At 56.7% G+C, this 25,928-nt stretch carries 18 protein-coding genes; 6 read left to right on the top strand and 12 right to left on the bottom strand.

The features are described from left to right. Positions 1 to 51 precede the first annotated feature (51 nt). The 10 genes from CFB02_RS11420 to CFB02_RS11465 all read right to left on the bottom strand — a co-directional run bounded on the left by CFB02_RS11420 (position 52) and on the right by CFB02_RS11465 (position 14,484). On the bottom strand, positions 52 to 1,470 hold the full coding sequence (locus CFB02_RS11420) for an FAD-dependent oxidoreductase (RefSeq protein ID WP_008170781.1): 1,419 nt from the start codon (positions 1,468 to 1,470) through the stop codon (positions 52 to 54). A 72-nt stretch (positions 1,471 to 1,542) separates the two neighbouring features. Continuing rightward, the gene (gltB, locus tag CFB02_RS11425) at positions 1,543 to 5,991 is read right to left on the bottom strand and encodes a glutamate synthase large subunit (RefSeq protein ID WP_088558098.1); all 4,449 of its coding nucleotides are present in this window, start codon (positions 5,989 to 5,991) and stop codon (positions 1,543 to 1,545) included. A gap of 211 nt (positions 5,992 to 6,202) precedes the next feature. After that, on the bottom strand, positions 6,203 to 7,720 hold the full coding sequence (locus CFB02_RS11430; protein WP_088558099.1) for an SPOR domain-containing protein: 1,518 nt from the start codon (positions 7,718 to 7,720) through the stop codon (positions 6,203 to 6,205). A gap of 55 nt (positions 7,721 to 7,775) precedes the next feature. After that, the gene (aroB, locus tag CFB02_RS11435; protein WP_088558100.1) at positions 7,776 to 8,870 is read right to left on the bottom strand and encodes a 3-dehydroquinate synthase; all 1,095 of its coding nucleotides are present in this window, start codon (positions 8,868 to 8,870) and stop codon (positions 7,776 to 7,778) included. Beyond that, positions 8,863 to 9,429, bottom strand: coding sequence for a shikimate kinase AroK (gene aroK / locus CFB02_RS11440; protein WP_008170790.1), 567 nt, complete (start codon positions 9,427 to 9,429; stop codon positions 8,863 to 8,865). The genes aroB and aroK overlap by 8 nt, the downstream gene beginning before the upstream one ends. 136 nt (positions 9,430 to 9,565) lie before the next feature. Then, a complete protein-coding gene (pilQ, locus tag CFB02_RS11445; RefSeq protein ID WP_172835864.1) occupies positions 9,566 to 11,632 on the bottom strand; it encodes a type IV pilus secretin PilQ in 2,067 nt (688 codons plus the stop codon). A 65-nt stretch (positions 11,633 to 11,697) separates the two neighbouring features. Beyond that, positions 11,698 to 12,246: a pilus assembly protein PilP gene (locus CFB02_RS11450; protein WP_088558102.1), complete on the bottom strand. Its 549-nt coding sequence runs from the start codon at positions 12,244 to 12,246 to the stop codon at positions 11,698 to 11,700. Between the two features lie 2 nt (positions 12,247 to 12,248). After that, positions 12,249 to 12,860 carry a type 4a pilus biogenesis protein PilO gene (locus CFB02_RS11455; RefSeq protein WP_088558103.1) on the bottom strand — a complete coding sequence of 204 codons (612 nt, stop codon included), beginning with the start codon at positions 12,858 to 12,860 and terminating at the stop codon, positions 12,249 to 12,251. Further along, positions 12,860 to 13,423: a PilN domain-containing protein gene (locus tag CFB02_RS11460; protein ID WP_088558104.1), complete on the bottom strand. Its 564-nt coding sequence runs from the start codon at positions 13,421 to 13,423 to the stop codon at positions 12,860 to 12,862. The genes CFB02_RS11455 and CFB02_RS11460 overlap by 1 nt, the downstream gene beginning before the upstream one ends. Further along, positions 13,423 to 14,484 (bottom strand): pilus assembly protein PilM, encoded by a 1,062-nt coding sequence (locus CFB02_RS11465; RefSeq protein WP_088558105.1) that lies wholly within the window; start codon positions 14,482 to 14,484, stop codon positions 13,423 to 13,425. The genes CFB02_RS11460 and CFB02_RS11465 overlap by 1 nt, the downstream gene beginning before the upstream one ends. A gap of 195 nt (positions 14,485 to 14,679) precedes the next feature. Between CFB02_RS11465 and CFB02_RS11470 the strand changes: the two genes are divergently transcribed. Further along, positions 14,680 to 17,208 carry a penicillin-binding protein 1A gene (locus CFB02_RS11470; protein ID WP_088558106.1) on the top strand — a complete coding sequence of 843 codons (2,529 nt, stop codon included), beginning with the start codon at positions 14,680 to 14,682 and terminating at the stop codon, positions 17,206 to 17,208. A 65-nt stretch (positions 17,209 to 17,273) separates the two neighbouring features. Here the strand turns inward: CFB02_RS11470 and CFB02_RS11475 are convergent, their stop codons facing one another. Then, positions 17,274 to 18,539 (bottom strand): malic enzyme-like NAD(P)-binding protein, encoded by a 1,266-nt coding sequence (locus CFB02_RS11475; protein ID WP_088558107.1) that lies wholly within the window; start codon positions 18,537 to 18,539, stop codon positions 17,274 to 17,276. A gap of 251 nt (positions 18,540 to 18,790) precedes the next feature. Further along, a complete protein-coding gene (gene rpmE / locus CFB02_RS11480; RefSeq protein WP_088558108.1) occupies positions 18,791 to 19,012 on the bottom strand; it encodes a 50S ribosomal protein L31 in 222 nt (73 codons plus the stop codon). Between the two features lie 264 nt (positions 19,013 to 19,276). On the opposite strand from rpmE, the gene CFB02_RS11485 reads away from it, so the two are divergent. The 5 genes from CFB02_RS11485 (at position 19,277) to hslU (ending at position 25,874) form a co-directional block, all read left to right on the top strand. Further along, entirely contained in the window at positions 19,277 to 21,451 is a 2,175-nt protein-coding gene (locus CFB02_RS11485) for a primosomal protein N' (protein ID WP_088559230.1), read from the top strand. A 131-nt stretch (positions 21,452 to 21,582) separates the two neighbouring features. Continuing rightward, positions 21,583 to 23,268, top strand: coding sequence for an arginine--tRNA ligase (gene argS / locus CFB02_RS11490; RefSeq protein ID WP_088558109.1), 1,686 nt, complete (start codon positions 21,583 to 21,585; stop codon positions 23,266 to 23,268). A gap of 5 nt (positions 23,269 to 23,273) precedes the next feature. Next, positions 23,274 to 23,912 carry an SPOR domain-containing protein gene (locus tag CFB02_RS11495; RefSeq protein WP_088558110.1) on the top strand — a complete coding sequence of 213 codons (639 nt, stop codon included), beginning with the start codon at positions 23,274 to 23,276 and terminating at the stop codon, positions 23,910 to 23,912. A 90-nt stretch (positions 23,913 to 24,002) separates the two neighbouring features. Beyond that, positions 24,003 to 24,533 (top strand): ATP-dependent protease subunit HslV, encoded by a 531-nt coding sequence (hslV, locus tag CFB02_RS11500; RefSeq protein ID WP_088558111.1) that lies wholly within the window; start codon positions 24,003 to 24,005, stop codon positions 24,531 to 24,533. 12 nt (positions 24,534 to 24,545) lie between these two features. Next, positions 24,546 to 25,874 carry an HslU--HslV peptidase ATPase subunit gene (gene hslU, locus CFB02_RS11505; RefSeq protein WP_008170812.1) on the top strand — a complete coding sequence of 443 codons (1,329 nt, stop codon included), beginning with the start codon at positions 24,546 to 24,548 and terminating at the stop codon, positions 25,872 to 25,874. Positions 25,875 to 25,928: the final 54 nt, after the last annotated feature.

Here is a 25,928-nt window from a genome sequence, read left to right on the forward strand (position 1 = left end):
GGGCGGCTTTCCCTTAGGAAACCGCCCTTCTGATCAGGATCAACCGTGCAATCAGATATCCAGGTAATCCATGATACCTTCGGCAGCCTGACGGCCTTCCCAGATAGCGGTTACGACCAGATCGGAACCACGGACCATGTCCCCGCCCGCAAAGATCTTCTCGTTGCTGGTCTGGAACATGAACTCGGCGCCTTCCGGCGCGGTTACCCGGCCCGAATCGTCGGTATTCACCTTCAGCTCATCGAACCAGTCGGCCGGGCTCGGACGGAAACCGAAGGCGACCAGAACCGCATCCGCAGGAATAACCTCCTCGCTACCCGGGACCACTTCCGGACGGCGACGACCATTCTCGTCGGGATCGCCCAGACGGGTCTGAACCACCTTCACACCCTCAACCCGGTCTTCACCAATAATGGCGATGGGCTGACGATTGAAGAGGAACTTGACGCCCTCTTCCTTGGCGTTGGCCACTTCCCGGCGAGAACCCGGCATGTTGGCTTCGTCCCGGCGGTAGGCACAGGTAACGCTCTCGGCCTGCTGACGGATTGAGGTGCGGTTACAGTCCATGGCCGTATCGCCGCCACCCAGGACAACAACCCGCTTGCCTTTCATGTCAATGAAGTCTGCTTCGTCTTTCTCGAAGCCGAGACGACGGTTGACGTTCGAAACGAGGAACGGCAGTGCATCGTACACGCCCGGCAGGTTCTCACCCGGAAAACCACCCTTCATGTAGGTGTAGGTGCCCATGCCCATGAAAACGGCATCGTACTCGTCAATGATCTCCTGCAGCTGAACGTCCTTGCCCACCTCGGTAGAAAGGCGGAATTCCACGCCCATCTCCTCGAACACCTTGCGGCGACGGGTCATAACGGATTTTTCCAGCTTGAACTCGGGAATGCCGAAGGTCAGCAGGCCACCGATTTCCGGATAGATATCGAATACAACCGGCTTGACGCCATTGCGAACCAGAACGTCCGCGCAGCCCAGACCCGCAGGCCCAGCGCCGATGACGGCAACCTTCTTGTCTGTCCACTTCACGGCGGACATATCCGGTTTCCAGCCCAGGGCAAAGGCGGTGTCGGTAATGTACTTCTCGACCGACCCGATGGTAACCGCGCCGTATCCGTCGTTCAGGGTGCAGGCACCTTCACACAGGCGATCCTGCGGACAAACGCGGCCGCAAACTTCAGGCAGGGAGTTGGTCTGGTGACACAACTCGACGGCCCGCATGATATTGCCTTCGGAAACTAGCTTGAGCCAGTTCGGAATATAGTTGTGAACCGGGCACTTCCACTCGCAATAGGGGTTACCACACTCAAGACAGCGATGGGACTGGGACGCCGCGTTATCTGCTGTGAAGGGGTGGTAAATTTCACCAAACTCTTTCTTCCGCTTCTTGGCCGGGACCTTTTTCGGGTCGACACGTCCAACCTCGACAAACTGGAAGTCATTACTCAGTCGTTCTTTCATCTGGATGCTCTCATCAACTCGATTTCGACAAGGGCGGCAGCCAGGCTGCTCGCCCCAAACCCTCTCAGCCTCTTATTCCGGACGCGCCCGGGTGCTGGCCAGCAGACTGCGCAGATTCGCAGCCTTGGGTTTCACCAGCCAGAAGCGGCCAATGTAGTCGTCGAAATTCTCAAGAATGTGCTCTGCCCACTCACTGCCGGTTTCCGAGATGTGCTCCCGGATAACACCACGCAGGTGATTGCGGTAGGACTCCATGTCCTCGCTGGAAATCCGCTGAATTTCCACCAGCTCGTGGTTGTATTTGTCCACGAACGTGTTGTTGATATCCATGACGTAAGCAAAGCCACCGGTCATACCAGCACCGAAGTTGTGGCCAGTAGAGCCCAGCACCGTCACCAGACCACCGGTCATGTATTCACAGCAATGGTCTCCGGCGCCTTCCACAACGGCATGGGCACCGGAATTACGAACTGCAAATCGCTCACCCGCGGTTCCGGCAGCAAAGAGTTTGCCGCCGGTTGCGCCGTAGAGACAGGTATTGCCGACGATAGAGGTTTCCTGGGTCTTGAACGCGCTGCCGCGGGGCGGCTTCACAACCAGCTTGCCACCGGTCATGCCCTTACCGACGTAGTCGTTGGCATCCCCTTCAAGGATCAGGTTGAGACCACCAACGTTCCAGACACCAAAACTCTGGCCAGCGGTACCGGTCAGGTCCAGGGTGATCGGTGCATCCACCATACCCTGGTTACCATGGATCTGGGCGATTTCGCCAGAGAGGCGGGCGCCAATAGAGCGATCACAGTTGGTGACCCGATAGGACCAGGCGCCTCCACTCTTATCTTTGATCGCCGCCGCGGTATCCCGAACCATCTGTTCCGCGAGCCTGCCCTCATCGAACGGGTGATTCCGTTCGACCTGACAGGTCTGCGGCTTGTCCGCAGGAATATGGTCGTTAGACAGCAGGCGACTCAGATCCAGCTTCTTCTGACGCTCGGTATCACCGGGCAGGCGCTCCAGAAGGTCAACGCGACCCACAAGCTCTTCCAGGGTACGCACACCCAGTTTGGCCATCCACTCCCGGGTCTCCTCGGCCACGAAGCGGAAGAAATTCATCGCCATTTCTACCGTGCCCTTGAAGTGCTCTTCACGGAGGTGGTCGTTCTGGGTAGCCACACCGGTCGCGCAGTTATTCAGGTGACAGATACGCAGGTATTTGCAGCCCAGCGCCACCATCGGTGTGGTACCGAAACCGAAGCTCTCAGCACCAAGGATCGCGCCTTTTACCACGTCCAGACCTGTTTTCAGACCGCCATCAGTCTGCAGGCGAATCTTGCCACGCAGGTCATTGGCTCGCAGCGCCTGCTGGGTTTCGGTCAGCCCCAGCTCCCAGGGAGAACCGGCGTAGCGGATCGACGTCAGCGGGCTCGCCGCTGTACCGCCATCGTAACCGGACACCGTGATCAGGTCGGCGTACGCCTTGGCCACACCTGCGGCAATCGTACCGACGCCGGGCTCAGAGACCAGCTTCACAGACACCAGAGCCTGCGGATTGACCTGTTTGAGGTCGAAAATCAGCTGGGCCAGATCCTCGATGGAATAGATATCGTGATGCGGCGGCGGTGAAATCAGCGTTACGCCCGGGACCGAATAACGCAGGCGGGCGATCAGTTCGTTGACCTTGCCACCGGGCAACTGGCCGCCTTCGCCCGGCTTGGCACCCTGGGCCACCTTGATCTGCATGACATCCGCACTACGCAGGTATTCGGCTGTAACACCGAAGCGACCGGACGCAATCTGTTTGATTTTCGAGCGTTTTTCAGTGCCGTAGCGAGCAGGATCTTCACCGCCCTCGCCCGAATTGGACCGGCTGCCCAGGGTATTCATGGCCACCGCCAAGGCTTCGTGGGCCTCGGGTGACAGGGCACCAAGTGACATACCGGCCGAATCAAAGCGGGGGAAGATGTTTTCAACCGGCTCTACTTCCGAAATATCAATCGGCTTGATGTCTTTCCGGAAGACAAGAAGGTCACGGAGCGTCGCAACCGGACGCTCGTTAACCAGACCCGCGTATTCCTTGTAGTGGCCATAGTCGCCGCTGGTGACCGCCTCCTGGAGCTTACCGACCACATCCGGGTTAAAGGCATGATACTCCTGGCCATGGACGTACTTCAGAAGACCGCCCTGAATGATGGGCTTGCGCGGCTTCCAGGCCACGGACGCCAATTGCTCCTGATCCTGCTGGAAATCGAAGAACCCGGCGCCCTGGATTCGGCTGGGCACACCCTTGAAGCACAGGTCAACGACATCATCGGCCAGACCGACTGCTTCAAACAGCTGGGCGCCACGATAGGAAGTGATGGTGGAAATCCCCATCTTCGACAGTATCTTCAGCAACCCTTTGTTGATGCCCTTCCGGTAGTTATTCTTGGCATCGATCGGATCCATCAGCAGTTCGCCGGTACGGATCAGGTCGTTCAGAACCTGGTAAGCCAGGTACGGATAGACCGCTGTTGCACCAAAACCGAAGAGCACGGCGAAATGATGAGGATCGCGAGCCCAACCGGTTTCAACAACGATGTTGGAATCGCAGCGCAGTCCTTTCTTGACCAGATGGTGGTGGACCGCACCGGTTGCCATCAGGGCATTGACCGGCAGTTCACCTTCCTTCAGATCTTTGTCGGTGAGAATCAGCAGCACCTTACCATCCCGGACGGCCTGTTCCGCTTCCTCACAAACCTGGCGAATCGCCTGCTCCAATCCCTGTTCCGGGCGGTAGCTCATGGAAATACGCGCGACCTCGAAACCCGGGCGCTCATTGTTGGCAATCTTGAGGAACTTGGCAGGCGACAGAACCGGTGTCGTCAGAATAATGCGGTCTGCGTGATCGGCGGTTTCCTCGAATACGTTGCGCTCGGCACCCAGACAGGTCTCCAGGGACATGACAATCGACTCACGCAACGGGTCAATCGCCGGGTTGGTCACCTGGGCGAACTTCTGACGGAAGTAGTCCGCCACGTGGCGTACCTTGCTCGAGAGCACGGCCATCGGGGTATCGTCGCCCATGGATCCAACCGCTTCCTGGCCGTTCTCCGCAAGCGGACGCAGTACCTGGTCACGCTCTTCGAAAGAGACCATGAACATCTTCTGGTGCACCAGAAGCTCGTCGGAATCCATCAGCCTGAAATCCGGGGTGTCCTGATTCAGAGTGGTCTCGACGCGGAGAGCGTTTTCCCGCAGCCAGCGCTTGTAGGGCTGAGCGGTCTTGAGACGCTGATCAATGTCCTTAGTGTGCAGGACTTCACCGGACTCTGTGTCGATCGCCAGCATCTGACCCGGTCCGACACGGCCTTTGGCTACCACATCGTCCGGCTGATAACCGTAAGTTCCGATCTCTGAGGCCAGCGTGATGAAATCATCCTTGGTGATGACCCACCGGGCCGGGCGCAGACCATTCCTGTCGAGCATACAGACGGCATAGCGGCCGTCCGACATGACCAGACCGGCAGGACCATCCCAGGGCTCCATGTGCATGGAGTTGTACTCGTAAAACGCACGCAGCTCTGAATCCATGCTATCGACATTCTGCCAGGCTGGCGGAATCATCATGCGGACCGCGCGGAACAGGTCAACACCGCCGGCAAGCAGCACTTCCAGCATGTTGTCCATGCTTGAAGAGTCAGAACCGGTGAGGTTCACCAGAGGCTGCAGGGTCTGCAGATCCGGCAATTCCGGAGAGCTGAACTTGGCGGCCCGGGCGATGGCCCAGTTACGGTTGCCGTCAATGGTGTTGATCTCACCGTTGTGAGCCAGATACCGGAACGGCTGGGCCAGCGGCCAGCGTGGCATGGTGTTGGTGGAGAACCGCTGATGGAAAACACAGATGGCGGTCTCGAGATCGGGGTCACCCAGATCCTTGTAGAAGTTGGCCAGATCTGCCGGCATCATCAGGCCCTTATAGGCCAGTGTGCGGTGTGACAGGCTGCAGATGTAGAACTCGGAATCGTCGGCCATATCGCTTTCGGCGTGGCGACGGCCCACGAACAGACTGATCGCAAAATCACGCTCCGACTTGCCACCAGGCACCACGAAGACCTGCTCGATACGGGGCAGACAATCAAGCGCCATGGGGCCGAGACAGCTGTCATCGACCGGCACTTCGCGCCAGCCGAGAATCTCCAGGCCCTGCTCGGTCAACCGTTTCTCGATGGCCGCACGACCAGCCGAGGCCTTGGCTTCGTCGGGGTTCAGGAAGACTTGGCCGACAGCAAAAAGATCACCCGGCTCCTTGCCAAACGCTGCCTTGGCGGCTTTTTTCAGAAAGCCATCCGGGCTCTGGATCAGAAGGCCACAACCATCGCCGGTCTTTCCGTCTGCAGCGATACCACCTCGGTGGGTCATGCAGGTCAGAGACTCGATGGCAGTTTGCAACAACTTGTGGCTGGCCTCGCCCTTCATGTGGGCAATCAGACCGAATCCGCAGTTGTCCCTGAATTCATCGGGATGATACAAACCTGTCATCATAAGCGTTCTCTCGCGTAGAAATGCTTTTCAATCAAAGAGTTAATTGGCGCACAGCCAAACAACCACCCTTCGACACTGAAAATGGGGGCTGGCTATTTTACACACGTAGAAATACGTACTCAAATCGGCGTGACGTTATTGTGGGAAGCCGAAACCGGGATTACCAGTCGACAAGGTTATGGAACAACGAGTTAGCGCCGAAACAGCGGCGCTATAAATTGTCGACCGGACGCACCCAGGGTGACCTGGAAGCCAGCTCCTCTGGCAAACCAGCTGCCGCGGCATTGGCCGCCTCCCGGGTAGGAAACTCCCCATAGAATACCATAAACCAGGGCTGGCCTTGCCTTTCCCCGCGGGTGTAGACCAGATCACCAAGCTGTGAATAGCGGGAAATAACGTTCAGAGCGGTCTGTTCAAGATTGCCGGCCACCAGTTGAATGGTCCAGCCTCCACGCGCCCGAACCTGATCAATCGCCGAAAAATACGCCGGGTTTGCCGGAGTGAAGCTCGGCGCGGCCTCTGGCTCTGGCTCTGGCTCTGGCTCTGGCTCTGGCTCTGGCTCTGGCTCTGGCTCTGGCTCTGGCTCTGGCTCTGGCTCTGGCTCTGGCTCTGGCTCTGGCTCTGGCTCTGGCTCTGGCTCTGGCTCTGGCTCTGGCTCTGGCTCTGGCTCTGGCTGGTCAGCTTCCGGCTCGGTTACCGGCTCTGTCAATACCGTTTCAGGCTCCACGGCAGGCTGGTCCTGCGACGGCTCTTCCGGGGTTGGCACTGAATTCTCTGTTTCAGGCCCAATGGTTATGCTCTTTCTCACCGGCTCCGGGGCTTTTACAGTCTCGCCGGCCACGGATTCATCATACTGGCGCGACACAAACCACCAGGAGCCCGCAAGGAGCACAAGGGCCAGCCCGGGCAAAAGGAACCGCTTCCACGGAACGTGCTTAGGGCGATCGACACTCGGCGAGGCCACCATGTCCAGCCAAACGCCCGGAGTCACACGCTTGAGTCGCGCAAAGCTACCCTGGCTCAGGGCGTGAATTTTGGAGACCCGGGCCGGACTCAGAAGTTCCCCTGCCTTGCCGCCGGCAGCGTGAACCCGTGGTTCCAGATAGGCAACGATTTCATCCCTGGTGAGAGGCCGCAGATGTATCTGGTGGACACTTGTGCTCGCATCATCCAGGCCCATCGACTGGACCAGGCTATCCGTTCCGGCAAACACCGGAACGGCAGTGGAGCCACGCTCTGAAGCCAGATAGGCGGACAGGATAAGCCTTAGCAACTCCGTCGGCGCCCGGTCGGCATCGTCAATCAAAAGGACCATACGCTGGCCCTTTCGGACCCGCGATTCAGACCACTTGAAAAAGCCATAAACCAGGTCTCGGGGGCTGTCTTCCGGGCCGAGATTTGAGCGGGAAACCGCTTTCAGGTCCCGGGCAAGGGCCTGGGCGCTGGTCAGCGCTGCCGCCGGTATACGGTGAAAGTCGAGTCTGGATGATTCGCTGCGGACCAGCTCCGCCAGTATTCGGGTTTTGCCCGAGCCAGCAGCTCCGGTCAATAACAGAGCCATATCACCGAAGCCGCATAGATGGCGCAACGCTTCCAGAGCGTGATGACGCATGGCATCCGGAAAGAACGGCGTCTCCATTTCCAGCGGGTTGGCACGGAGGCTGTAGCGCTGCTGCAACCTGGGGAACAGGCCTCCGCCATCAAGACTGTTCAAGCTTTCTTCAGTCACGAGTCTTCCTTGTCTTCTGGTCCGCTACCAAATCATTGATGCCTTCGGGCCGTCATCATGTCGAGCTGCAAAAACGTGTAAAGGTGAGAGCAAGGTTTTCAGGACTCGCTTCGGATGTGACCACGGCGTCTCCAACCGAACGAAGCAGGACCAGCCTCAAAAGGCCATCCACGTTCTTCTTGTCGACAGCCATCAGACCCATAAAGTCATCGGCCGTCATTGCAACCGGGGGCTTATCCGGTAAACCGGCCCGGAGGATCAGTCGGTTTATACGATCACAATCGTCACGGCTGATCATCCCTTCAAGCGCGGATAATTCGGCGGCCATCAGCATACCGGTGCCTACTGCTTCCCCGTGCAGCCAGTTGCCGTAACCGGCATAGGTTTCGATCGCGTGGCCGAAGGTGTGACCAAGATTCAGAATCGCCCTGAGGCCACCTTCGCGCTCGTCGAGTGCAACAATTTCGGCCTTGCAAGCGCAGGACCTGAAGATGGCTTCTGCCAGCGCCTCCGGATCAAGACTGACCAATGCATCCATGTGCTCTTCAAGCCAGCCAAGAAAGCCCTGATCCCGGATCAGCCCATATTTGATAACTTCCGCCAGCCCCGCTGACACCTCTCTGGCGGGCAAAGTCTGTAGACTTGCCGTGTCTATCAACACCGCTTGCGGCTGATGGAAAGCCCCAATCATGTTCTTGCCAAGCGGGTGATTGATGCCGGTTTTCCCACCTACAGAAGAGTCGACCTGGGAAAGCAGCGTCGTTGGAATCTGGATGAACGGCACACCACGTTGATAACAGGCTGCTGCAAAACCAGCCATATCCCCGACCACACCTCCACCGAGGGCAACCAGAGTGGTTTTTCGGGTGTGGCGATGTTCAAGGAGACCGTCAAAGATGCTGTTAAGAGTCTGCCAATCCTTGAACTTCTCGCCATCCGGAAGTACGACGGTATCAACCCGCTTCCCCGGAAAGCAGGCTTTCGCCCGCTCAAGATAGAGTGGTGCCACAGTCTCATTGGTAACGATCATGACCTGCGCCCCGGAAACAAAAGCTGACAGATCCTGAGTGCCGAGAAGACCCTCACCGATAAATATGGGGTAGCTGCGTTCACCGAGCTCTACCGAGAGCTCCCGATACCGATTAGACATGGTTGCGACCTTCCTTACGTATCTGCCTTTTGTGACGCGGCGTTTTCGGGTTCAGCCGATTGACCAGCTGACGCACCACCAGCCGGGGACTCTTTCTGTCCGTGAACATGATGATGTCCGCGAGACCTGAATACAGCGGATCGCGGATTGAGAAAAGTTTCCGCAAGACCGCCTCAGGGTCGTCGTTCTGTAGCAAAGGCCGATTGCGGTCCTTGCGTGTTCGCTCTACCTGCTGCTCTATGGATGTTTTCAGATAGATGACCGTTGCATCTCTCTTGAGAATCGGGTGGTTTTCCTGGCGCATCACAGCTCCGCCACCAGTAGCCAGCACGGTTCTGTCCTCGTGGGACAACTCGTCCAGCATGGCTGTTTCCCGCAAACGGAATCCATCCTCGCCCTCAACATCAAAAATCCACGGAATGTTGGCCCCGCACCGCTCTTCAATGATGCGATCAGAATCAAGAAAACGATAGCCGAGCTCTTTGGCGAGCATCCGGCCAATCGTGCTTTTCCCTGCTCCCATGGGGCCAACCAGGACAACGCGTTTCGGCAAAGACATAACTTCCGCTCAGTTTGGTTCAGGCGGGTGAGAATATCACAGGGCCCATGATTGCATAAGTTCAGGACCCATCTCGCGTCAATTTCGGGCACAAAAAAGCCGCCGGTGTTAAGCGGCGGCTTTTTACCTGCACCAATTAACGAAGCAGATCGTTCCTGATGATCTTCGGTGTAATGAAAATCAACAGCTCGCTGCGCTCGTCAAGGTGCTCAGTGCGCTTGAAGATACGGCCCAGATAAGGAATGTCTCCAAGGAACGGCGTCTTGGTGGTCTGGGTTGCGACTTCTGATTGGAAGATGCCGCCTAAAACCACCGTTTCACCATTGCCAACAAGGACCTGTGTCGTAACAGAGTTTGTGTTGATGGACGGAACACCAGCAGTGACTTCGCCCCTTGAGTCCTGATTGACTACCAAGTCCATAATGATTTTGTCATCAGGCGTGATTTGAGGTGTCACTTCCAGAGAGAGAACGGCTTCTTTGAACTCTATGTTGGTTGCGCCACTGGATGTCGCCTCTTGATAAGGAATTTCCTCACCAGATTTGATTGATGCCGTCTGGCGGTCAGCAGTAACAACACGCGGCTGGGAAACGACTTCTGCTTGACCATCACTCTCTAGTGCCGATAGCTCAAGATCAACCAGGAAGTCATCGCTGCCCCATCCGATAGCGAAAGACGAGGTTCCTTCACCACTAACGCCGAGATCAACCGCAAGAGCTCCAGGGAAAGTAATCGTATTGCTGCTACCTGATGCCGCGTCACGAGCTTCCTGCAAGGAGCCGAGAGACCCCCCAACTGAAAACACGTTATCTCCGCTTACATCGTAGGCTGCTCCGCCCCAACGAACGCCAAGGTTCTCAGCCACGTTGGTCTGGGCGCGCACTATCCGGGCTTCGATGGATACCTGCCGTACCGGCACATCCCATGTAGAGACCAGGCGGCGTATTTCCTCCAGCTTCTCTGCAGTTTCACGAACGCTGATGGTATTCGTGCGAACATCAGAGGAAACGAAACCACGCTCAGAAATCAGCTCTTCGTCTTCCTTGATCAAAGCAACAACGTCCCCTGCTTTTGCGTAGTTGACCTGAATAATATCCAGTCGAACCGGGGCAAGTTCTGCGATCTGCTTATTCGTTTCAAGCTCGAGCTTCTCTCTCGCCGCAATTTCATCAGCTGGTGCTACCAACAACACGTTACCAATCTGACGCTTATCAAGACCTTTCGTCTTCAGGATTAGATCAAGCGCCTGATCCCAGGGTACATTCTGAAGTCGCAGAGTGATGCTGCCACCTACAGTGTCACTGGCCACCAGATTCAGTCCGGTGAAGTCGGCGATCAACTGGAGCACCGAGCGCACTTCGATATCCTGAAAATTCAGGGACAGCTTGTCGCCGGTGTACGGGAACTTCTCTTCGCGGCGGGATTCCGCTTCTTCCTGACTCAACTCCTCGACACTGACAGTAAACTGACCGCCAGACTGGTAGGCGATGTAGTCGTAGTTGCCCTCTGGGGTAATCTCCACAACGGCATTGCCATCTTCCACAAAGGTGTCAATGCGAGTCACCGGCGTGGCGAAATCCGTCACGTCGAGCCGGCGCCGAAGATTGGCAGGCACCGCAATACCATTCATCGTGAGACGAATTTTGCCGGCACGCTCTGTCAGGTCGACCGGCGTGCTGGAGCTGCCAAGATCCACAAGCACTCGGCCCTCGCCGTCTTTGCCGCGACGAAAATCGACCCCTGCAAGAGCATTTGATGGCGCCGAGCTGGTTGTTCCACTGCTCTGAGAGGCGGAGGTTGAGGAGCTGGCAACAACGCCCTCAGACTGTCCTCCAATCGTCATGATCAAAGAGTTCCCCGAGCGAACTGTGTCGTAGGGCACCAGTTCGACAAGGTTGAAAATCAACCGCGTTCGATCCTTGGTCTCCACCACGGTCATGCTCTGGGCGTTACCCGACCCCAGAGGCACGCTTCGGCTATCAAGACCACTGGTCGTATCCCGAAGATCCACCGCGATCCGAGCGGGGCGCTCAATGGTGTAACCGGAGGGTTCCGGTGGCGCCCCATCAAATTGCAGTGTCACCTCAAGCCGCTCGCCCGGTAGCGACGAAAACGACACGTCTTCCAGCGTGACCGCGTTGGCCAGGCTGGATAACAACCCAAAAGCAATCACGCTGACGTATACATTGAGTTTTCTGAACATCGCTAGCCTCGACCCTAAACTTTTTTGTACGTGCATGTTTCTTTCAACTTTCATCCAGCCGCTCCTTAGCCTGCGCCCTCTTCCAGGGTCAGGGAGCGAGGACGCTCGACCCAGCCACCCCGGCCATTGGGAACGATTTCAATGAGCTCGATTCGGGTTTCACTAACGCCCACAATGCGACCGTAGTTCTGCCCCATGTAATTTCCCGTGCGGACTCTATGGATTCCGCCGGTATCGTCTTCAATCAAAGCGAACAAATTGCCCGATGCACCCTGAAGCGTGCCAACCATTTCAAGCGTTTTCAGGTCAAAATTCTCGAGAACTTCTCTCGGACGATCGAGATCTGGCTCAACGTCAGTGATGGGTTGCTCATCTACCATGGTCAATTGAACGTCAATGGGTGGCTCGAAGGGCGCGCGACGATCCGAGGCAGAGTAACTGAAGGCCTCGTAAGCCTTGAACTCCGGCAAAGGTTCGACATACCCCCTCGGTTTTGCTCGGGTCTCAGCCATGAATTGATCAAGATCTGAAAATCCACTGCCCTGGGAACAGGCTGTCAGTAAAGGCACCAGACAAACACCCAGCCAGGCTTTTACTGCATGCTTTCTCGCCATGCTTATTCTCCAGCCCGGTAGCGGTAAGTACGAGCTAAAACCTGCATATCAAGCCGCTCTCCGTCTCCGCCAGTTGGTTTTATGGTAAGGTCGTGCAATGTCACGATTCTTGGCAGGCTCGCAACACTACTGACGAAAGATGCCAACTCATGATACGAACCAGAAACCCGAATATTAATCGGAAGCTCAGAGTAGAAGTCCTGCTGGCGCTCTGGCTGAAGCTTCACTTCCTGGAGTTCCAGACCATTCCCGAGCGCCGTGTTGGTGATGTCCTCCAGCAAGCCAGGCACTTCGGTCTCACTGGGTAGCTGTCTTACCAAGGCGCCAAATGTTTCTTCCATTTCAGCCATCTGGGCTTTGAACACTTCGAGATTTGCCACCTGATAGGCTTTTTCCTCATACGTCTTTCGGAGCTCTTGCTCAGTTTGCTCAACACGCTCAAGCTGCGCGTATTGATCCTTGACAAAGAACCAGTAGCCACCCCCAGCAATGAGACCAAAAACGATGAGGACTACGATGGCCTTTACAGGCGCTGGCCATATGCCCGCGTTACTGACGTCGAGGTCGTCGATATCAAATTCACTAAGGCTCTTCAAAGAGTCCGCGAGGCTCATTACTCATCCTCCCCTTCGGGCTCGGGCGTTTTTTGCTTTACCGAGAGATTGAACTGACTGTACCCAGCCCTACCACTATCAGAGGCCGATACGTTGGATAAATTAGGCTCCGTAAACCAATCGGACTCCTCGAACTGGCGCATTAGTGTCGAAATGCGACTGTTAGACTCGGCCATGCCAACAATTTCGACAAGATCATCCTTGCGAGTTAGATCGGTGTAGAAAAGACCGTCAGGTAATGTCCTTACCAACTCATCGAACACCCTCACAATTACCGGACGCTTGCCCTGTAGATCCTGAATAACCTGCATCCTGGCAAGGAGCTCATCCCGCTTGCGCTTGAGGTTTTCGATCTCCTTGATCTGCTGATCCAGCTTTTTGGTGGCGGTCTCGATGTAGGCGTTGCGGGATTGCTGGTAGGCGATCCGGCTATCCATATCGGTTTTCCAGAGGAAGACCAGGCCGCCAGCAATGATCGCAGCTCCCAGAATCATGACCACGAACTGTTTCTGTTTCTCGGCGCGAAGCTCTTCGCGCCATGGTCGTAGGTTAATCTTTGCCATTAGTCGAAGCTCCTCATTGCCAGGCCGCAGGCAATCATCAGGGAAGGCGCATCATTACTCAGTGCCGACGCGTTCACCTTCGAGCCTACCGCCATATCTGCAAAAGGATTCGCGACCATGGTCGGCGTTCCCGTTTTTTCTTCGACCATTTCAGTGAGCCCCTGAATCGAGGCTGTGCCTCCGGCCAGAACCACGTAATCGACGGCATTGTATTGACTGGCACCAAAAAAGAACTGAAGCGCTCGGGCCACCTGCTGCACGACAGCCTCGCGGAACGGCGTAAGCACTTCTGACTCGTAATCGTCAGGCAGTCCGCCCTGCTTTTTCGCAAGGCCGGCTTCCTCGAGCGACAGACCGTATCGGCGCTGAATTTCCTCGGTCAGCTGTTTGCCACCGAAAATCTGCTCTCGCGTATAGACGGTCTTGCCACCGGCAAGAACACTCAGCGTGGTCATCGTCGCGCCAATGTCCACGATCGCTACCACCAGCTCTTCTCCCTGAGAGTCCAGCTGAGGCTCGATCAGTGCGTAGGCACGCTCAAGGGCATAGGCTTCAACGTCAACCACCTTGGTAGTCAGTGAAGCAATCTCAAGTGCATCCTCGCGGATGTCGACGTTTTCCTTTCGGCAAGCAGCCAGAAGCACATCCACCTGGTCGGGGTTGTTATCGGAAGGTCCCTGAACTTCGAAATCGATGGCCACTTCATCCAGCGGGTATGGAATATATTGATCGGCCTCAAGGGCAATCTGATCTTCCATCTCGAATTCGTTCAGGCCGCCATCCATCTGGATAAGCTTGGTAATAACTGCAGATCCTGAGACCGCAACAGCCACCTGTTTGACGCCAGAACGGGACTTGGAAGCTACGCGCTTCATTACCTCGCCCACAGCTTCTACGTCCGTAATATTCTTTTCCACCACGGCATTGGCCGGCAATGGCTCCACCGCGTAGCTTTCGACCTTATATCGGTCGCCCTGCTTCGATAGCTCCAGAAGTTTGACCGAGCTGGAGCTTATATCCACGCCCAGCACTGCACTGGATTTCTTTCCTAATCCAAACACGCGCTCACCCTATACCTGGTTAGATGCACCCGGTTACGTAACTTATGTGTTTTTTATTTAAGAGAATTTCTTCACCATTCCGTCTACAATGCGTGTTCTTCTTTAGTTGAGAACTATTGCAGCGGTGAAGCACCTCTTCCATCCTAAAGCAATTTCTCAAATGATAGACCTATATCCAACAGTTGTCAGAAAAAAATGTCTCATTTGTTGCGCACATCTCGCCTTTTTGCCTGGTTGTTTCTTACCGGACTGAGTGTCGCCGTTATCGTAACCTCAGGCTTCTATCTTTACCTTCGCCCTGGCCTTCCGCCGGTACATCAACTTCTGGACATCAAGCTTCAGACGCCATTAAGGGTCTATAGCAAAGACAACAGATTAATAGCAGAATTCGGTGAAAAGAGAAGGGCACCCATCACAATCGAACAGATCCCAACAATTCAGTTACAAGCCTTTATGGCAGCTGAAGACTCACGTTTTTACGAACACTTCGGGGTCGACATCAAAGGCCTGGCGCGGGCTGCAATCGAACTGGTCTCTACCGGCGAGATCCAGTCCGGGGGCAGTACCATCACAATGCAGGTTGCAAAAAATTACTTTTTGTCACGGGACAGAACCTTTATCCGGAAGTTCAACGAGATACTTCTGGCTCTTCAGATCGAACGTGAACTGGATAAAAACCGCATTCTCGAGCTCTATCTGAACAAGATCTATCTGGGCAATCGGGCCTACGGGATTGCCGCCGCAGCACAGGTTTATTACAACAAGCCAGTCTCGGAACTTTCCCTGGCCCAGATGGCTATGCTCGCCGGCTTGCCAAAAGCGCCCTCGGCGTTCAACCCCCTGGCCAATCCGGACCGTGCAATGATCCGGCGTAACTGGATTCTCGGACGGATGCGCGACCTGGGATACATCACTCCAGATGCCCACGAACTTGCCGTTTCCGCCCCCATTACTGCCAGCTACAACAGCACGGAGACTGAAGTCGACGCCGACTATGTTGCCGAAATGGCGAGATCCGAGATGGTTCGGCGGTTCGGCGAGGACGCCTACACCGATGGCTACACCGTCACCCTGACAGTTGACGGCAAAAAACAGCAGGTTGCCACAGAGGCATTAAGAGACGGCCTTGAAGCCTATGATCGGCGCCACGGCTTCAGGGGCCCTATTGGGCAGATTGATCAGGAAACACTCGCCGAGAGTGAACCGTCAGATCTGATCCTGAACTACCCTCGCGTGGAGTCCCTGCTTCCCGCAATCGTCACCGAGGTTGACGACGAATCCGGCAAAGTGGCGGTGCACGTACGCCGCATCGGCCCCGCCACCATGGCTTTCGAAACCATGACCTGGGCGAAGCGCTACAAAACTGAAAATCTCACGGGCCCTGAGCCTGAAAAGCCCTCCGATGTTGTGGCTCCCGGCGACGTTATCTATGTGCGCGCCCAGAACCCGGCACCGGCCTCGCCAGAGCCCGAAGCCAATGGGAACGAATCCCCGAATGAGCAGTCGGAGCAGCTCGCCGAAGCCTCTGTTGCGCTTGCTCAAATCCCGAGGGCTGAAGGCGCGCTCATTTCACTGAAAGCCAAAACCGGCGCCATTGAGGCACTGAGCGGAGGCTACAGTTTTGGTCAGAGCAAATATAACCGCGCCATACAGGCAAGACGACAGCCTGGCTCCACCTTCAAGCCCTTTCTCTACCTGAGCGCCCTGGAAAGCGGTATGACTCCGGCGACCATCTACAACGATGCACCCATTGTCTTCGATGACTCGGAACTGGAGACTGCCTGGCGCCCCCAGAACTCCTCCGGACAGTTCTATGGCCCAACTCGCCTGCGGGAAGCACTCTATCGCTCACGCAACCTGGTCTCAATCCGACTGCTGCGCGACCTGGGCATCCAGAACACGCTGGATTACCTGGCACAACTGGAAATCCCGGTAGAAAACATGCCGGACGACCTATCCCTCTCCCTGGGCAGCGGGCAGCTTACTCCCATGGAACTTGCCCGAGGCATGGCCGTGATTGCCAACGGAGGCTACGACGTTGAACCCTACCTCATCGAGACTATCACTGACTTTAGCGGTGAGCCCATTTACCAGGCGCCGAAAACCGTTTTGTGCGACAAAGACTGCGACGACGGTACAGGACAGGAACCATCGGGCGAGCAAGAAGGCTCGCCAAACACCGTCACCAATGTCTCCGAAACAAATGAGGACTCGCCCGAGGTTCGGGTTATGCCCAGACTGGCGGACGAACGCTCGGTCTTTATTCTGCATTCAATGATGCAGGACGTCATTCGTCGCGGTACCGGCAGACGGGCGCTGGCCCTTGGCCGGGATGACATCGCCGGTAAAACCGGCACCACCAACGAACAAAAAGACACCTGGTTTGCCGGCTTCAATCACGAAGTGGCTACAACCACCTGGGTCGGATTCGACCAACCGGCGCCTTTGGGCAGACGCGAGTTTGGCGCCAGCACCGCGCTCCCCATCTGGCTGGACTATATGGAAGTAGCGCTCGAAGGGGCACCCTCTTCCTTCATGCCGCGACCCAATGGCATCGTCAATATCCGGATCAACCCCGGAACGGGACAGCGGGCAAGGCCGGGCGAGGATGGTATTTTCGAGGTCTTCCGGGAAGAGGATGCGCCACCGCCTCTGACATCAGAAACCGAGAACGACCGCAATGGAGGCTCCGAGGAAGACGACCTGTCAAGGCGAATCTTCTGACATCAGGAGCAGGCACAAAAAAACCGGCGGGATCACCGCCGGTTTTTTATACCCTGAACGACAGATCAGATAATGTCGTCCATTGACTTGAGCGGGTAGTGCGCTGGGTATGGATTACGTGCAACGCCGGAATCCACGGCAGCACGAGCAACGGCGGCCGGCACAACTTCCAGCAAGCGCACGTCCATCGGCTTGGGAATGATGTACTCTTTCCCGAACTCGAAATTCTCCACGCCGTAAGCCTCGCAAATTTCCTGAGGCACAGGTTCCTTGGCCAGCTCACGGATTGCATTGACAGCCGCCACCTTCATTTCCTCGTTGATCGCGGTGGCACGAACGTCCAACGCTCCACGGAAAATGAACGGGAAACCCAACACATTGTTAACCTGGTTCGGATAATCAGAGCGTCCGGTGGCCATGATCAGATCATCGCGGGTTGCCAGGGCAATTTCCGGGCTGATCTCCGGATCCGGGTTGGAGCAGGCGAAAACGATCGGCTTGGGAGCCATTTTCTTGAGCTGTTCAGCAGTCAGGAGATCCGGACCGGACAGTCCCAGGAATACGTCAGCGCCATCAATCGCGTCGTCCAGAGTGCGCTTGTCAGTGTCGTTGGCGAACATTGCCTTGTACTGATTCAAATCATCGCGACCAGAGTGGATCACACCCTTGCGGTCGAGCATAAAGATGTTCTCAGAACGAATACCGCAGCTGATCAGAATCTTCATGCAGGCAATGGCGGCAGCACCGGCACCCAGGCAGACCACCCTCGCCTCTTCAATCTTTTTGCCCTGCAGCTCGAGGGCATTGATCATGCCGGCTGCAGTTACGATAGCAGTGCCATGCTGGTCATCGTGGAAGATGGGAACGTTGCACTTTTCGATCAGCGCGCGCTCAATTTCAAAGCACTCGGGCGCTTTGATGTCTTCCAGATTGATACCACCAAAGGTATCTGCAATACGCTCAACTGTTTCGATAAACGCCTGCGGGCTCTCGGAATTGACTTCAATATCGAAGACATCAATTCCGGCAAAGCGCTTGAACAGTACGCCCTTGCCTTCCATAACCGGCTTGCTTGCCAGCGGACCCAGGTTACCCAGACCAAGAATCGCAGAACCATCAGAGATGACAGCCACCAGGTTGCCCTTGGCGGTGTACTTGTACGCGTTCTCCGGGTCCTTTGCGATCTCGCGGACCGGTTCGGCAACCCCGGGGCTATACGCCAGGGAAAGGTCGCGGGAGGTCTTGGTTGGCTTGGTGATTTCGACACTCAGCTTACCAGGCCGCGGCTTGGCGTGATATTCAAGGGCTGCTTCTTTCAGATCTTGAGACATTGCCACTGTTCCGTTTGTCACGTTTAAAGGTAGTGAACCGCCGAAGCCAGAGAGCCTCGGATCAACTCCAAACTGAAGCCCCCTACTCGGCGGAGCGCGCCATTATGGCCCGCCAGCCCGGAAACGACAAGTGCCCTATGAACATTTTGTGAACAGTCAATAGGGCTAATTGCGTATGTATCTTTTAGATACACTCCGATCGCCGAGCACAAAAAAAGCGCCCGAAGGCGCTTTTCCCGAATCCAGCTCGATCAGTCTTTCTTGGCGCCGATGCGACCACCGAAACGCTTCTGGAAACGGTCGATACGACCACCGGTATCCATAACTTTCTGCTTGCCGGTGTAGAATGGGTGACACTGGGAACACACATCCAGCTGCAGATCATGGGTGTAGGTAGAGCGAGTCTTGAATGTATTACCGCAAGAGCAGGTTACATTAATCTCTTCGTACTTCGGGTGGATACCTTCTTTCATGGCGAACCTCGTTGGGTCATGCCGCTACCTGATCACGGGGCATCGAATCTGCCCAGGCGCCAGGCACCGCACGTTTGAATCAATTGAGAAGACGGGGCACAATCATGCCCTGCCGGAAACAGACCGCGAATCTTACTTGCAATTAGTGCTGCAGGCAAGCACCACCCTGACTTCCGGACTCGCCCACCCCGGATTTCGCCGCTGGCCGCCGACTGAAGCAGGATAAGGAAAAACCGTGACACCCGTCATCCCGTGGAGCACTCAGTGCCGTTGACCGCACGCATTGCCCTGAATCGTCCCCTGCGTCGACTCTTCGATTACGTTATCCCGAAAGGCCTTGAACTGACGCCTGGTCAGAGGGTTCTAATACCCTTTGGCCGGCAGCAGGCAACGGGCCTTGTTGTTGAGGTGGGCGTTGAGCCTCCCCCCGGCATCACCCTCAAGGCTGTGGCAGGCGCTATGGAAGACTGGCCCGCGTTGCCCGCGGAAACCTTCAAGCTTCTCAGTTGGGCAAGCGACTATTATCAGCATCCGCTCGGCGAATGCCTGTTCACTGCCCTGCCCCCAGCACTCAGGCGAGGGCGCATTGCAGAGGAAAAAAAGGAGCAGTGGTGGCGGGCAATCGAAAGCGGCTCGACGATCCCCGCGAATGCGCATAAACAGAAAGCCCTTTGGGATTGGCTGAACCGGCGATCCAACGGCGCCCCGACAACAGATATTCTGAGGGCGGGATTCAACCGGGCGCAACTCAAGGCACTGCAGGAGAAGCAACTGATCGAGGTTGTCTCGCCAGCCCGACCGGCGGATTTCAATGAAGCCCCCCGGCTGCTGGCACGCCGACCCAGATTATCCGAGGCGCAGACGTCTGCTGCCGAGCAGCTGGCTTCCCCGGCCGAAGGGTTCGCCGCCTTCCTCCTATACGGCATCACCGGTAGCGGAAAAACCGAGATCTACCTTCATTACCTCAAAGAACACCTCAGAGATCAGGATCAGGCCCTGGTACTCGTTCCGGAGATCAACCTGACGCCCCAAACGGTCGCCCGATTCCAGCACTATTTTGGCGCACGGATTGTCGTATGGCACTCAGCGCTTAACGACAGTGAACGTCTGGCGACATGGCTGAAAGTGCGGAACGGCGAGCCCGTTATCCTTGTAGGTACGCGATCGGCTGCTTTGCTACCGTTCACCAACCTGCGAACCATCATTATCGATGAAGAGCACGACAGCTCTTACAAGCAGGGTGAAGGTTTTCGGTACTCGGGCCGGGATCTGGCCGTCTACCGCGCGCACCTGAACAAGTGCCCCGTCATTCTGGGATCGGCCACTCCGTCGCTGGAATCCGTTCATAATGCAGAGCAGGCCAAATACCATCTGGTGAAGCTTGAAGAGCGCGCCGGCAATGCCGCGCCCCCGGTCATCAGCTTGCTGGATATCCGGAGTCGCCCATTGGAAGGCGGTCTCTCCCGCCCTGCCTTGAATGCCATCGAACAGATTCTGGCAAAAGGTGAGCAGGCGCTGGTTTTCGTCAATCGGCGAGGATTTGCCCCGGTCATGATGTGCTTTGACTGCGGCCACATGGTTGAATGCCCGCGCTGTGACACTCGCCTGACCTACCACCGCCGGGACCGGGCGATGAGATGTCACCACTGCGACTACCAGACGGCGGCCACCGAGCATTGCCCAAAGTGCAAGAGTGAGGCCTTCAAGCCGGTTGGGCAGGGCACCGAGAGAACCGAGGACATTCTTGCCACGGCTTTCCCGGATACACCGGTGGTGCGTGTGGATCGCGACAGCACGCAGCGCAAGGGCAGTATCCAGGGCATCCTGAACCAGGTAAACACCGGCAAACCATGCGTGCTTGTGGGCACCCAGATGCTGGCGAAAGGACACGACTTCCCGAACGTCACACTCGTGGTGGTGGTAAACGCGGATGGGGGGCTGTTCAGCGTGGACTTTCGCGCCCCCGAGCAACTCATACAGACCCTTCTACAGGTCAGTGGCCGCGCCGGACGGGGCACAAAGCCCGGCAAAGTTTTAGTGCAAACCTGCCACAGCGACCACCCGTTGTTAAAGACGCTGTGCGAAGGCCACTACCTCGACATCGCCGACCAACTCCTGAAAGAGCGGGAAGAAGGCCAATTTCCGCCATTCCGCGCCATGGCTATCTTCAGGGCAGAAGGCGACACCATGGAGAAGAGCTTGCAAGTGCTGGATACAATAAAGCCCCTCGCAAATACCACAGGCATCGAAACCTGGGGACCGTTGCCAGCCATGATTGCCCGGCGCGCCGACAAGCACCGTGCGCAACTGATCCTCAACGCCCGCAACCGGAAAAAACTGAACAGCCTGCTGACCGGAATCTGTCAGGAACTGGACCAGAGAAAGCTGCCCGCAGGGGTCAAATGGATGATTGATGTTGATCCGCAGGAAACAGGCTAATTTGAGCAGAGACTTCGGAATCCCGAGCCTTTTGCTTGCAGCCAAACTTTCCGCGATAATAGCCGTCTTCTGTTTTCAACGGGCCTCCTGCCCCGAATCCAATTCTCCTGTAAACCGAGTCATCTGACAGCATGAAAGAGACCGTTTCCGATCTGCTCCAGTCTGCACTGGCAGCACTCCAAGCCGATGGCACACTGCCTGCGGACCAGTCCTTCACTCCACAGGTGGGCAATACCAAGGACAAGTCCCACGGCGATTATGCCTGCAACATTGCCCTGGTTGCCTCGAAAGCGGCTGGCTGCGCGCCCCGCAAACTGGCGGAGGCGCTGGTCGAGAACCTGCCCGAGAGCAGTGCGGTGGAGAAGGTGGAGATTGCCGGGCCCGGTTTTATCAACTTCTTTATGAGCACTGCGAGTGCCTTCGAAGTGGTCAATGCCATACTGGATGAAGGCGATCGTTTCGGCCGCAACAATCAGGGCCAGGGCGAAAAAGTTCAGGTGGAGTTTGTCTCGGCCAACCCCACGGGCCCCCTCCACGTTGGCCACGGCCGTGGCGCGGCAATCGGCGACTGCCTTTGCCGGCTGCTGGAAGCCAACGGTTACGATGTAACCCGGGAGTTCTACTACAACGACGCCGGGGCGCAGATTGATAACCTGGCGCTCTCAGTCCAGTCGCGGGTGAAAGGTCTGACGCCGGACGACGAGAGCTGGCCGGCGGACGGCTACCGGGGAGACTACATTGTTGATGTTGCCAAGGCCTACCTTGCTGGCGACACCGTTACCGCAGACGATCGGGAAGTGACCGCCAAGGCGGACCCGGAAGACCGCGATGCCATCCGCGAGTTCGCCGTTGCCTACCTGCGGCGGGAGCAGGATCTGGACCTGAAAGCCTTCGGGGTTCAGTTCGATGTCTATTTCCTGGAATCCTCCCTGTACGAAGACGGCAAGGTCGAAGCCACGGTCAAGCGCCTGCAAGAAAATGGCTACACCTACGAGCAGGATGGCGCCATGTGGCTGAAGACCACGGAGTTCGGCGATGACAAGGACCGGGTTATGCGCAAGAAGGATGGTGGTTACACCTACTTCCTGCCGGATGTCGCCTATCACCTCGACAAGTGGCAGCGGGGCTTTACCACTGTTATCAACGAACAGGGTGCCGACCATCACTCAACCGTTACCCGCGTCCGCGCCGGCTTGCAGGCACTGAATGCCGGCATTCCTCAAGGCTGGCCTGATTACGTGCTGCACCAGATGGTAATGGTGACCCGCTCCGGCCAGGAGGTGAAAATCTCCAAGCGCGCAGGCAGCTATGTAACAGTCCGGGACCTGATTGATGAAGTGGGCCGCGATGCCACCCGATTCTTCCTGGCCGCGCGCCGCGTCGATTCACAATTGACCTTCGATATCGATCTGGCTCGCTCCCAGACCAATGAAAACCCGGTCTATTACGTTCAGTATGCCCACGCGCGCATCTGCAGCGTGCTTCGAAAACTGGCCGAGGAAGGTGTAGAGCGCAGTCGCAACGAATGTATTGGCGACCTCTCACTGCTCACGCTTGACGAGGAAAAGGACCTGGCCAACCAGCTGGCCAAGTATCCGGAGCTCATTGCCAATTCCGCCGCGCAACGTGAGCCGCACCACCTCACGCACTACCTGCGGGACCTGGCGGGCCAGTTCCATACGTATTACAACGCCCATAAGGTATTGATTGAAGATACCGCCGTTCGTGATGCCAGGATCAGCCTCTACCTTGCCATCCGGCAGGTTATTGCCAACGGTCTGGACCTGTTGGGCGTCAGCGCACCGGAAGAGATGTAACACGAATGTCCCGAGATTACGCTCGCAAGGACAGGCCCGCCAAAGCGTCGGCCACGTCGCGCACGAAACCGGCGAAGCTGGCAAAGCCAAAAGCGGCCCGCCCAAAACCCAAGGCCAGTGCCCGGGCCCAGCACGGCAGTTTGTCACTCAAGTGGATTCTGTCCCTGGCTGCCGTGGGCGGCTTTATCGGGTTTATCTTTTATCTGAATTCCCTGCCTGCGAACCCGGGTTCGCAGCCGCAAGCAGTCAGTGAGAAGCCGGCCCAGAAATCTGAGAAGACGCCGACGGAAACAGCCAAGGAAGAAGATAAGCCCGGGTTCCGCTTCTACGAGATGCTGCCGGAATCGGAGGTGGTCCCGCCCAAAGTCGAAGAATACACGCCCGGACCGACTCAAACGGATTTCAATTATCTGCTTCAGTCCGGCTCCTTCCGCAGCAAAGAAGACGCCGAACGACAGCGGGCCCAGATCGCCTTCCAGGGTTTGCGAGCAAGCACCCAGAGGATTGACCTGGACAGCGGCTCCGTCTGGTACCGCGTCAACGTTGGCCCTTTCACATCCCGCAGCCAGATGAATTCCGCGATCGACAAACTGGTTTCTCTGAATATCCAGCCACTGGTCCGAAAGATCCCCAAGGAAGGCTGATCTTTCGGGCTCGTTGCGAACACCTTGAATTCGCACCAGAAGCCTCCATAACAACGGGATACCAATTTCAATCAGGCAATTGGAGCCCAAATGACTACCATTCTTTCCGTCAGGCGCGATGACGAAGTTGCCATGGGTGGCGACGGCCAGGTTTCCCTGGGCAACACCGTAATGAAAGGCAATGCCCGGAAGGTTCGCCGCCTTTACAACGGCCAGGTGATCGCCGGCTTCGCGGGCGGTACCGCCGATGCCTTCACCCTGTTCGAGCGATTCGAAGCCCAGCTTGAAAAACACCAGGGCAACCTCACCAGGGCCGCGGTGGAACTGGCGAAAGACTGGCGCACAGACCGCGCCCTGCGCAGACTCGAAGCCTTGCTGGCCGTGGCGGACAAAACCGCCTCACTGATCATTACCGGCAACGGCGATGTGATTGAACCGGAACAGGGCCTGATTGCCATCGGATCGGGCGGCCCCTTTGCCCAGGCCTCGGCCCGCGCTCTGTTGGAAAATACCGAGCTGTCTGCCCACGAAATTGTCGAGAAAGGTCTGGATATCGCCGCCGACATTTGTATCTACACCAACCACAATCGCACCCTTGAAGTGCTCTCCAAAAACGACTGATCCGGAGCGACCATGTCTGCAATGACTCCCCGTGAGATTGTCCACGAGCTCAACAAACACATCGTGGGCCAGGAAGAAGCCAAGCGGGCGGTGGCTATCGCCCTGAGAAATCGCTGGCGCCGGATGCAGCTGGACAGCAGCCTGCGCGATGAGATCACTCCCAAGAACATCCTGATGATCGGCCCCACGGGTGTGGGTAAAACCGAGATTGCCCGGCGCCTCGCAAAATTGGCCGATGCCCCGTTTCTGAAAGTGGAGGCCACCAAATTCACCGAAGTCGGCTACGTCGGCCGCGACGTGGAATCCATCATTCGTGATCTGGCGGATATGGCCGTCAAGATGCTGCGCGAAGCAGAAATGAAGCGTCACGAAGAACGGGCACTGGACGCGGCGGAAGAGCGCATCCTTGATGCACTGATCCCGCCGCCCCGGGATTTCGGTGAGGACAGCCAACGCAGTTCCGACTCCTCCACTCGCCAACTGTTCCGGAAAAAACTCCGGGAGGGCGAACTGGACGACAAGGAAATCGAGATCGACCTGCGTAATTCCAGCGCCGGAGTTGAAATCATGGCGCCTCCGGGCATGGAAGAGATGACTAATCAGCTGCAGAGCATGTTCTCCAACCTGTCTTCCGACAAGCGCAAAACACGGAAGATGAAGGTTTCAGACGCCCTCAAGCGGGCCAAGGAAGAAGAAGCTGCGAAGCTGGTCAACGAAGAAGAGATCAAACAGAAAGCCATTCAGGCCGTCGAGCAGAATGGCATCGTGTTCGTGGATGAGATCGACAAGGTCGCCAAGCGATCCGAGAATACCTCGTCGGATGTTTCCCGCGAGGGCGTCCAGCGCGATCTGCTCCCGTTAATCGAGGGCAGCACCGTAAGCACGAAATACGGATCTGTGCGCACCGATCATATTCTGTTCATCGCTTCCGGCGCGTTCCATCTGTCCAAGCCCTCGGATCTCATTCCGGAGCTGCAGGGCCGCTTGCCGATCCGCGTTGAGCTTCAGGCACTGACACCCGAGGACTTCAAACGCATCCTGACCGAGCCGGATGCCTCCCTGGTGCAGCAGTACGAGGCGTTGATGCTGACGGAAGGCGTAAAACTGACGTTCCGGGAGGATGCCATTGCCCGTATCGCCGAGGTTGCCTGGAAGGTGAACGAGAGCACTGAAAACATCGGTGCCCGTCGGCTGCACACCGTCCTTGAGCGGTTGCTTGAAACCCTGTCCTTCGATGCCGGCGACAAGGTTACCGATGGCTTCGAGGTAACCGCCGAATACGTGGATGAAAAACTTGGAGAGTTGTCCGAAGACGAGGATCTGAGCCGGTACATCCTGTAAGCGTGAGCGAGACGGGGCAGATGACACAGTCATCTGCCCCCCTCACCGACTGAA

It is taken from the genome of Marinobacter sp. es.042 (assembly GCF_900188315.1).
Lineage (GTDB): Bacteria > Pseudomonadota > Gammaproteobacteria > Pseudomonadales > Oleiphilaceae > Marinobacter.

What these genes read in the sequence shown, in the direction of transcription:
- CFB02_RS11420 (WP_008170781.1), bottom strand. Translation starts at nt 1,470, where the DNA reads ATGAAAGAACGACTGAGTAATGACTTCCAGTTTGTCGAGGTTGGACGT.
- gltB (WP_088558098.1), bottom strand. Translation starts at nt 5,991, where the DNA reads ATGATGACAGGTTTGTATCATCCCGATGAATTCAGGGACAACTGCGGA.
- aroB (WP_088558100.1), bottom strand. Translation starts at nt 8,870, where the DNA reads ATGTCTAATCGGTATCGGGAGCTCTCGGTAGAGCTCGGTGAACGCAGC.
- aroK (WP_008170790.1), bottom strand. Translation starts at nt 9,429, where the DNA reads ATGTCTTTGCCGAAACGCGTTGTCCTGGTTGGCCCCATGGGAGCAGGG.
- pilQ (WP_172835864.1), bottom strand. Translation starts at nt 11,632, where the DNA reads ATGTTCAGAAAACTCAATGTATACGTCAGCGTGATTGCTTTTGGGTTG.
- CFB02_RS11450 (WP_088558102.1), bottom strand. Translation starts at nt 12,246, where the DNA reads ATGGCGAGAAAGCATGCAGTAAAAGCCTGGCTGGGTGTTTGTCTGGTG.
- CFB02_RS11455 (WP_088558103.1), bottom strand. Translation starts at nt 12,860, where the DNA reads ATGAGCCTCGCGGACTCTTTGAAGAGCCTTAGTGAATTTGATATCGAC.
- CFB02_RS11460 (WP_088558104.1), bottom strand. Translation starts at nt 13,423, where the DNA reads ATGGCAAAGATTAACCTACGACCATGGCGCGAAGAGCTTCGCGCCGAG.
- CFB02_RS11470 (WP_088558106.1), top strand. Translation starts at nt 14,680, where the DNA reads ATGTCTCATTTGTTGCGCACATCTCGCCTTTTTGCCTGGTTGTTTCTT.
- CFB02_RS11475 (WP_088558107.1), bottom strand. Translation starts at nt 18,539, where the DNA reads ATGTCTCAAGATCTGAAAGAAGCAGCCCTTGAATATCACGCCAAGCCG.
- rpmE (WP_088558108.1), bottom strand. Translation starts at nt 19,012, where the DNA reads ATGAAAGAAGGTATCCACCCGAAGTACGAAGAGATTAATGTAACCTGC.
- argS (WP_088558109.1), top strand. Translation starts at nt 21,583, where the DNA reads ATGAAAGAGACCGTTTCCGATCTGCTCCAGTCTGCACTGGCAGCACTC.
- CFB02_RS11495 (WP_088558110.1), top strand. Translation starts at nt 23,274, where the DNA reads ATGTCCCGAGATTACGCTCGCAAGGACAGGCCCGCCAAAGCGTCGGCC.
- hslV (WP_088558111.1), top strand. Translation starts at nt 24,003, where the DNA reads ATGACTACCATTCTTTCCGTCAGGCGCGATGACGAAGTTGCCATGGGT.
- hslU (WP_008170812.1), top strand. Translation starts at nt 24,546, where the DNA reads ATGTCTGCAATGACTCCCCGTGAGATTGTCCACGAGCTCAACAAACAC.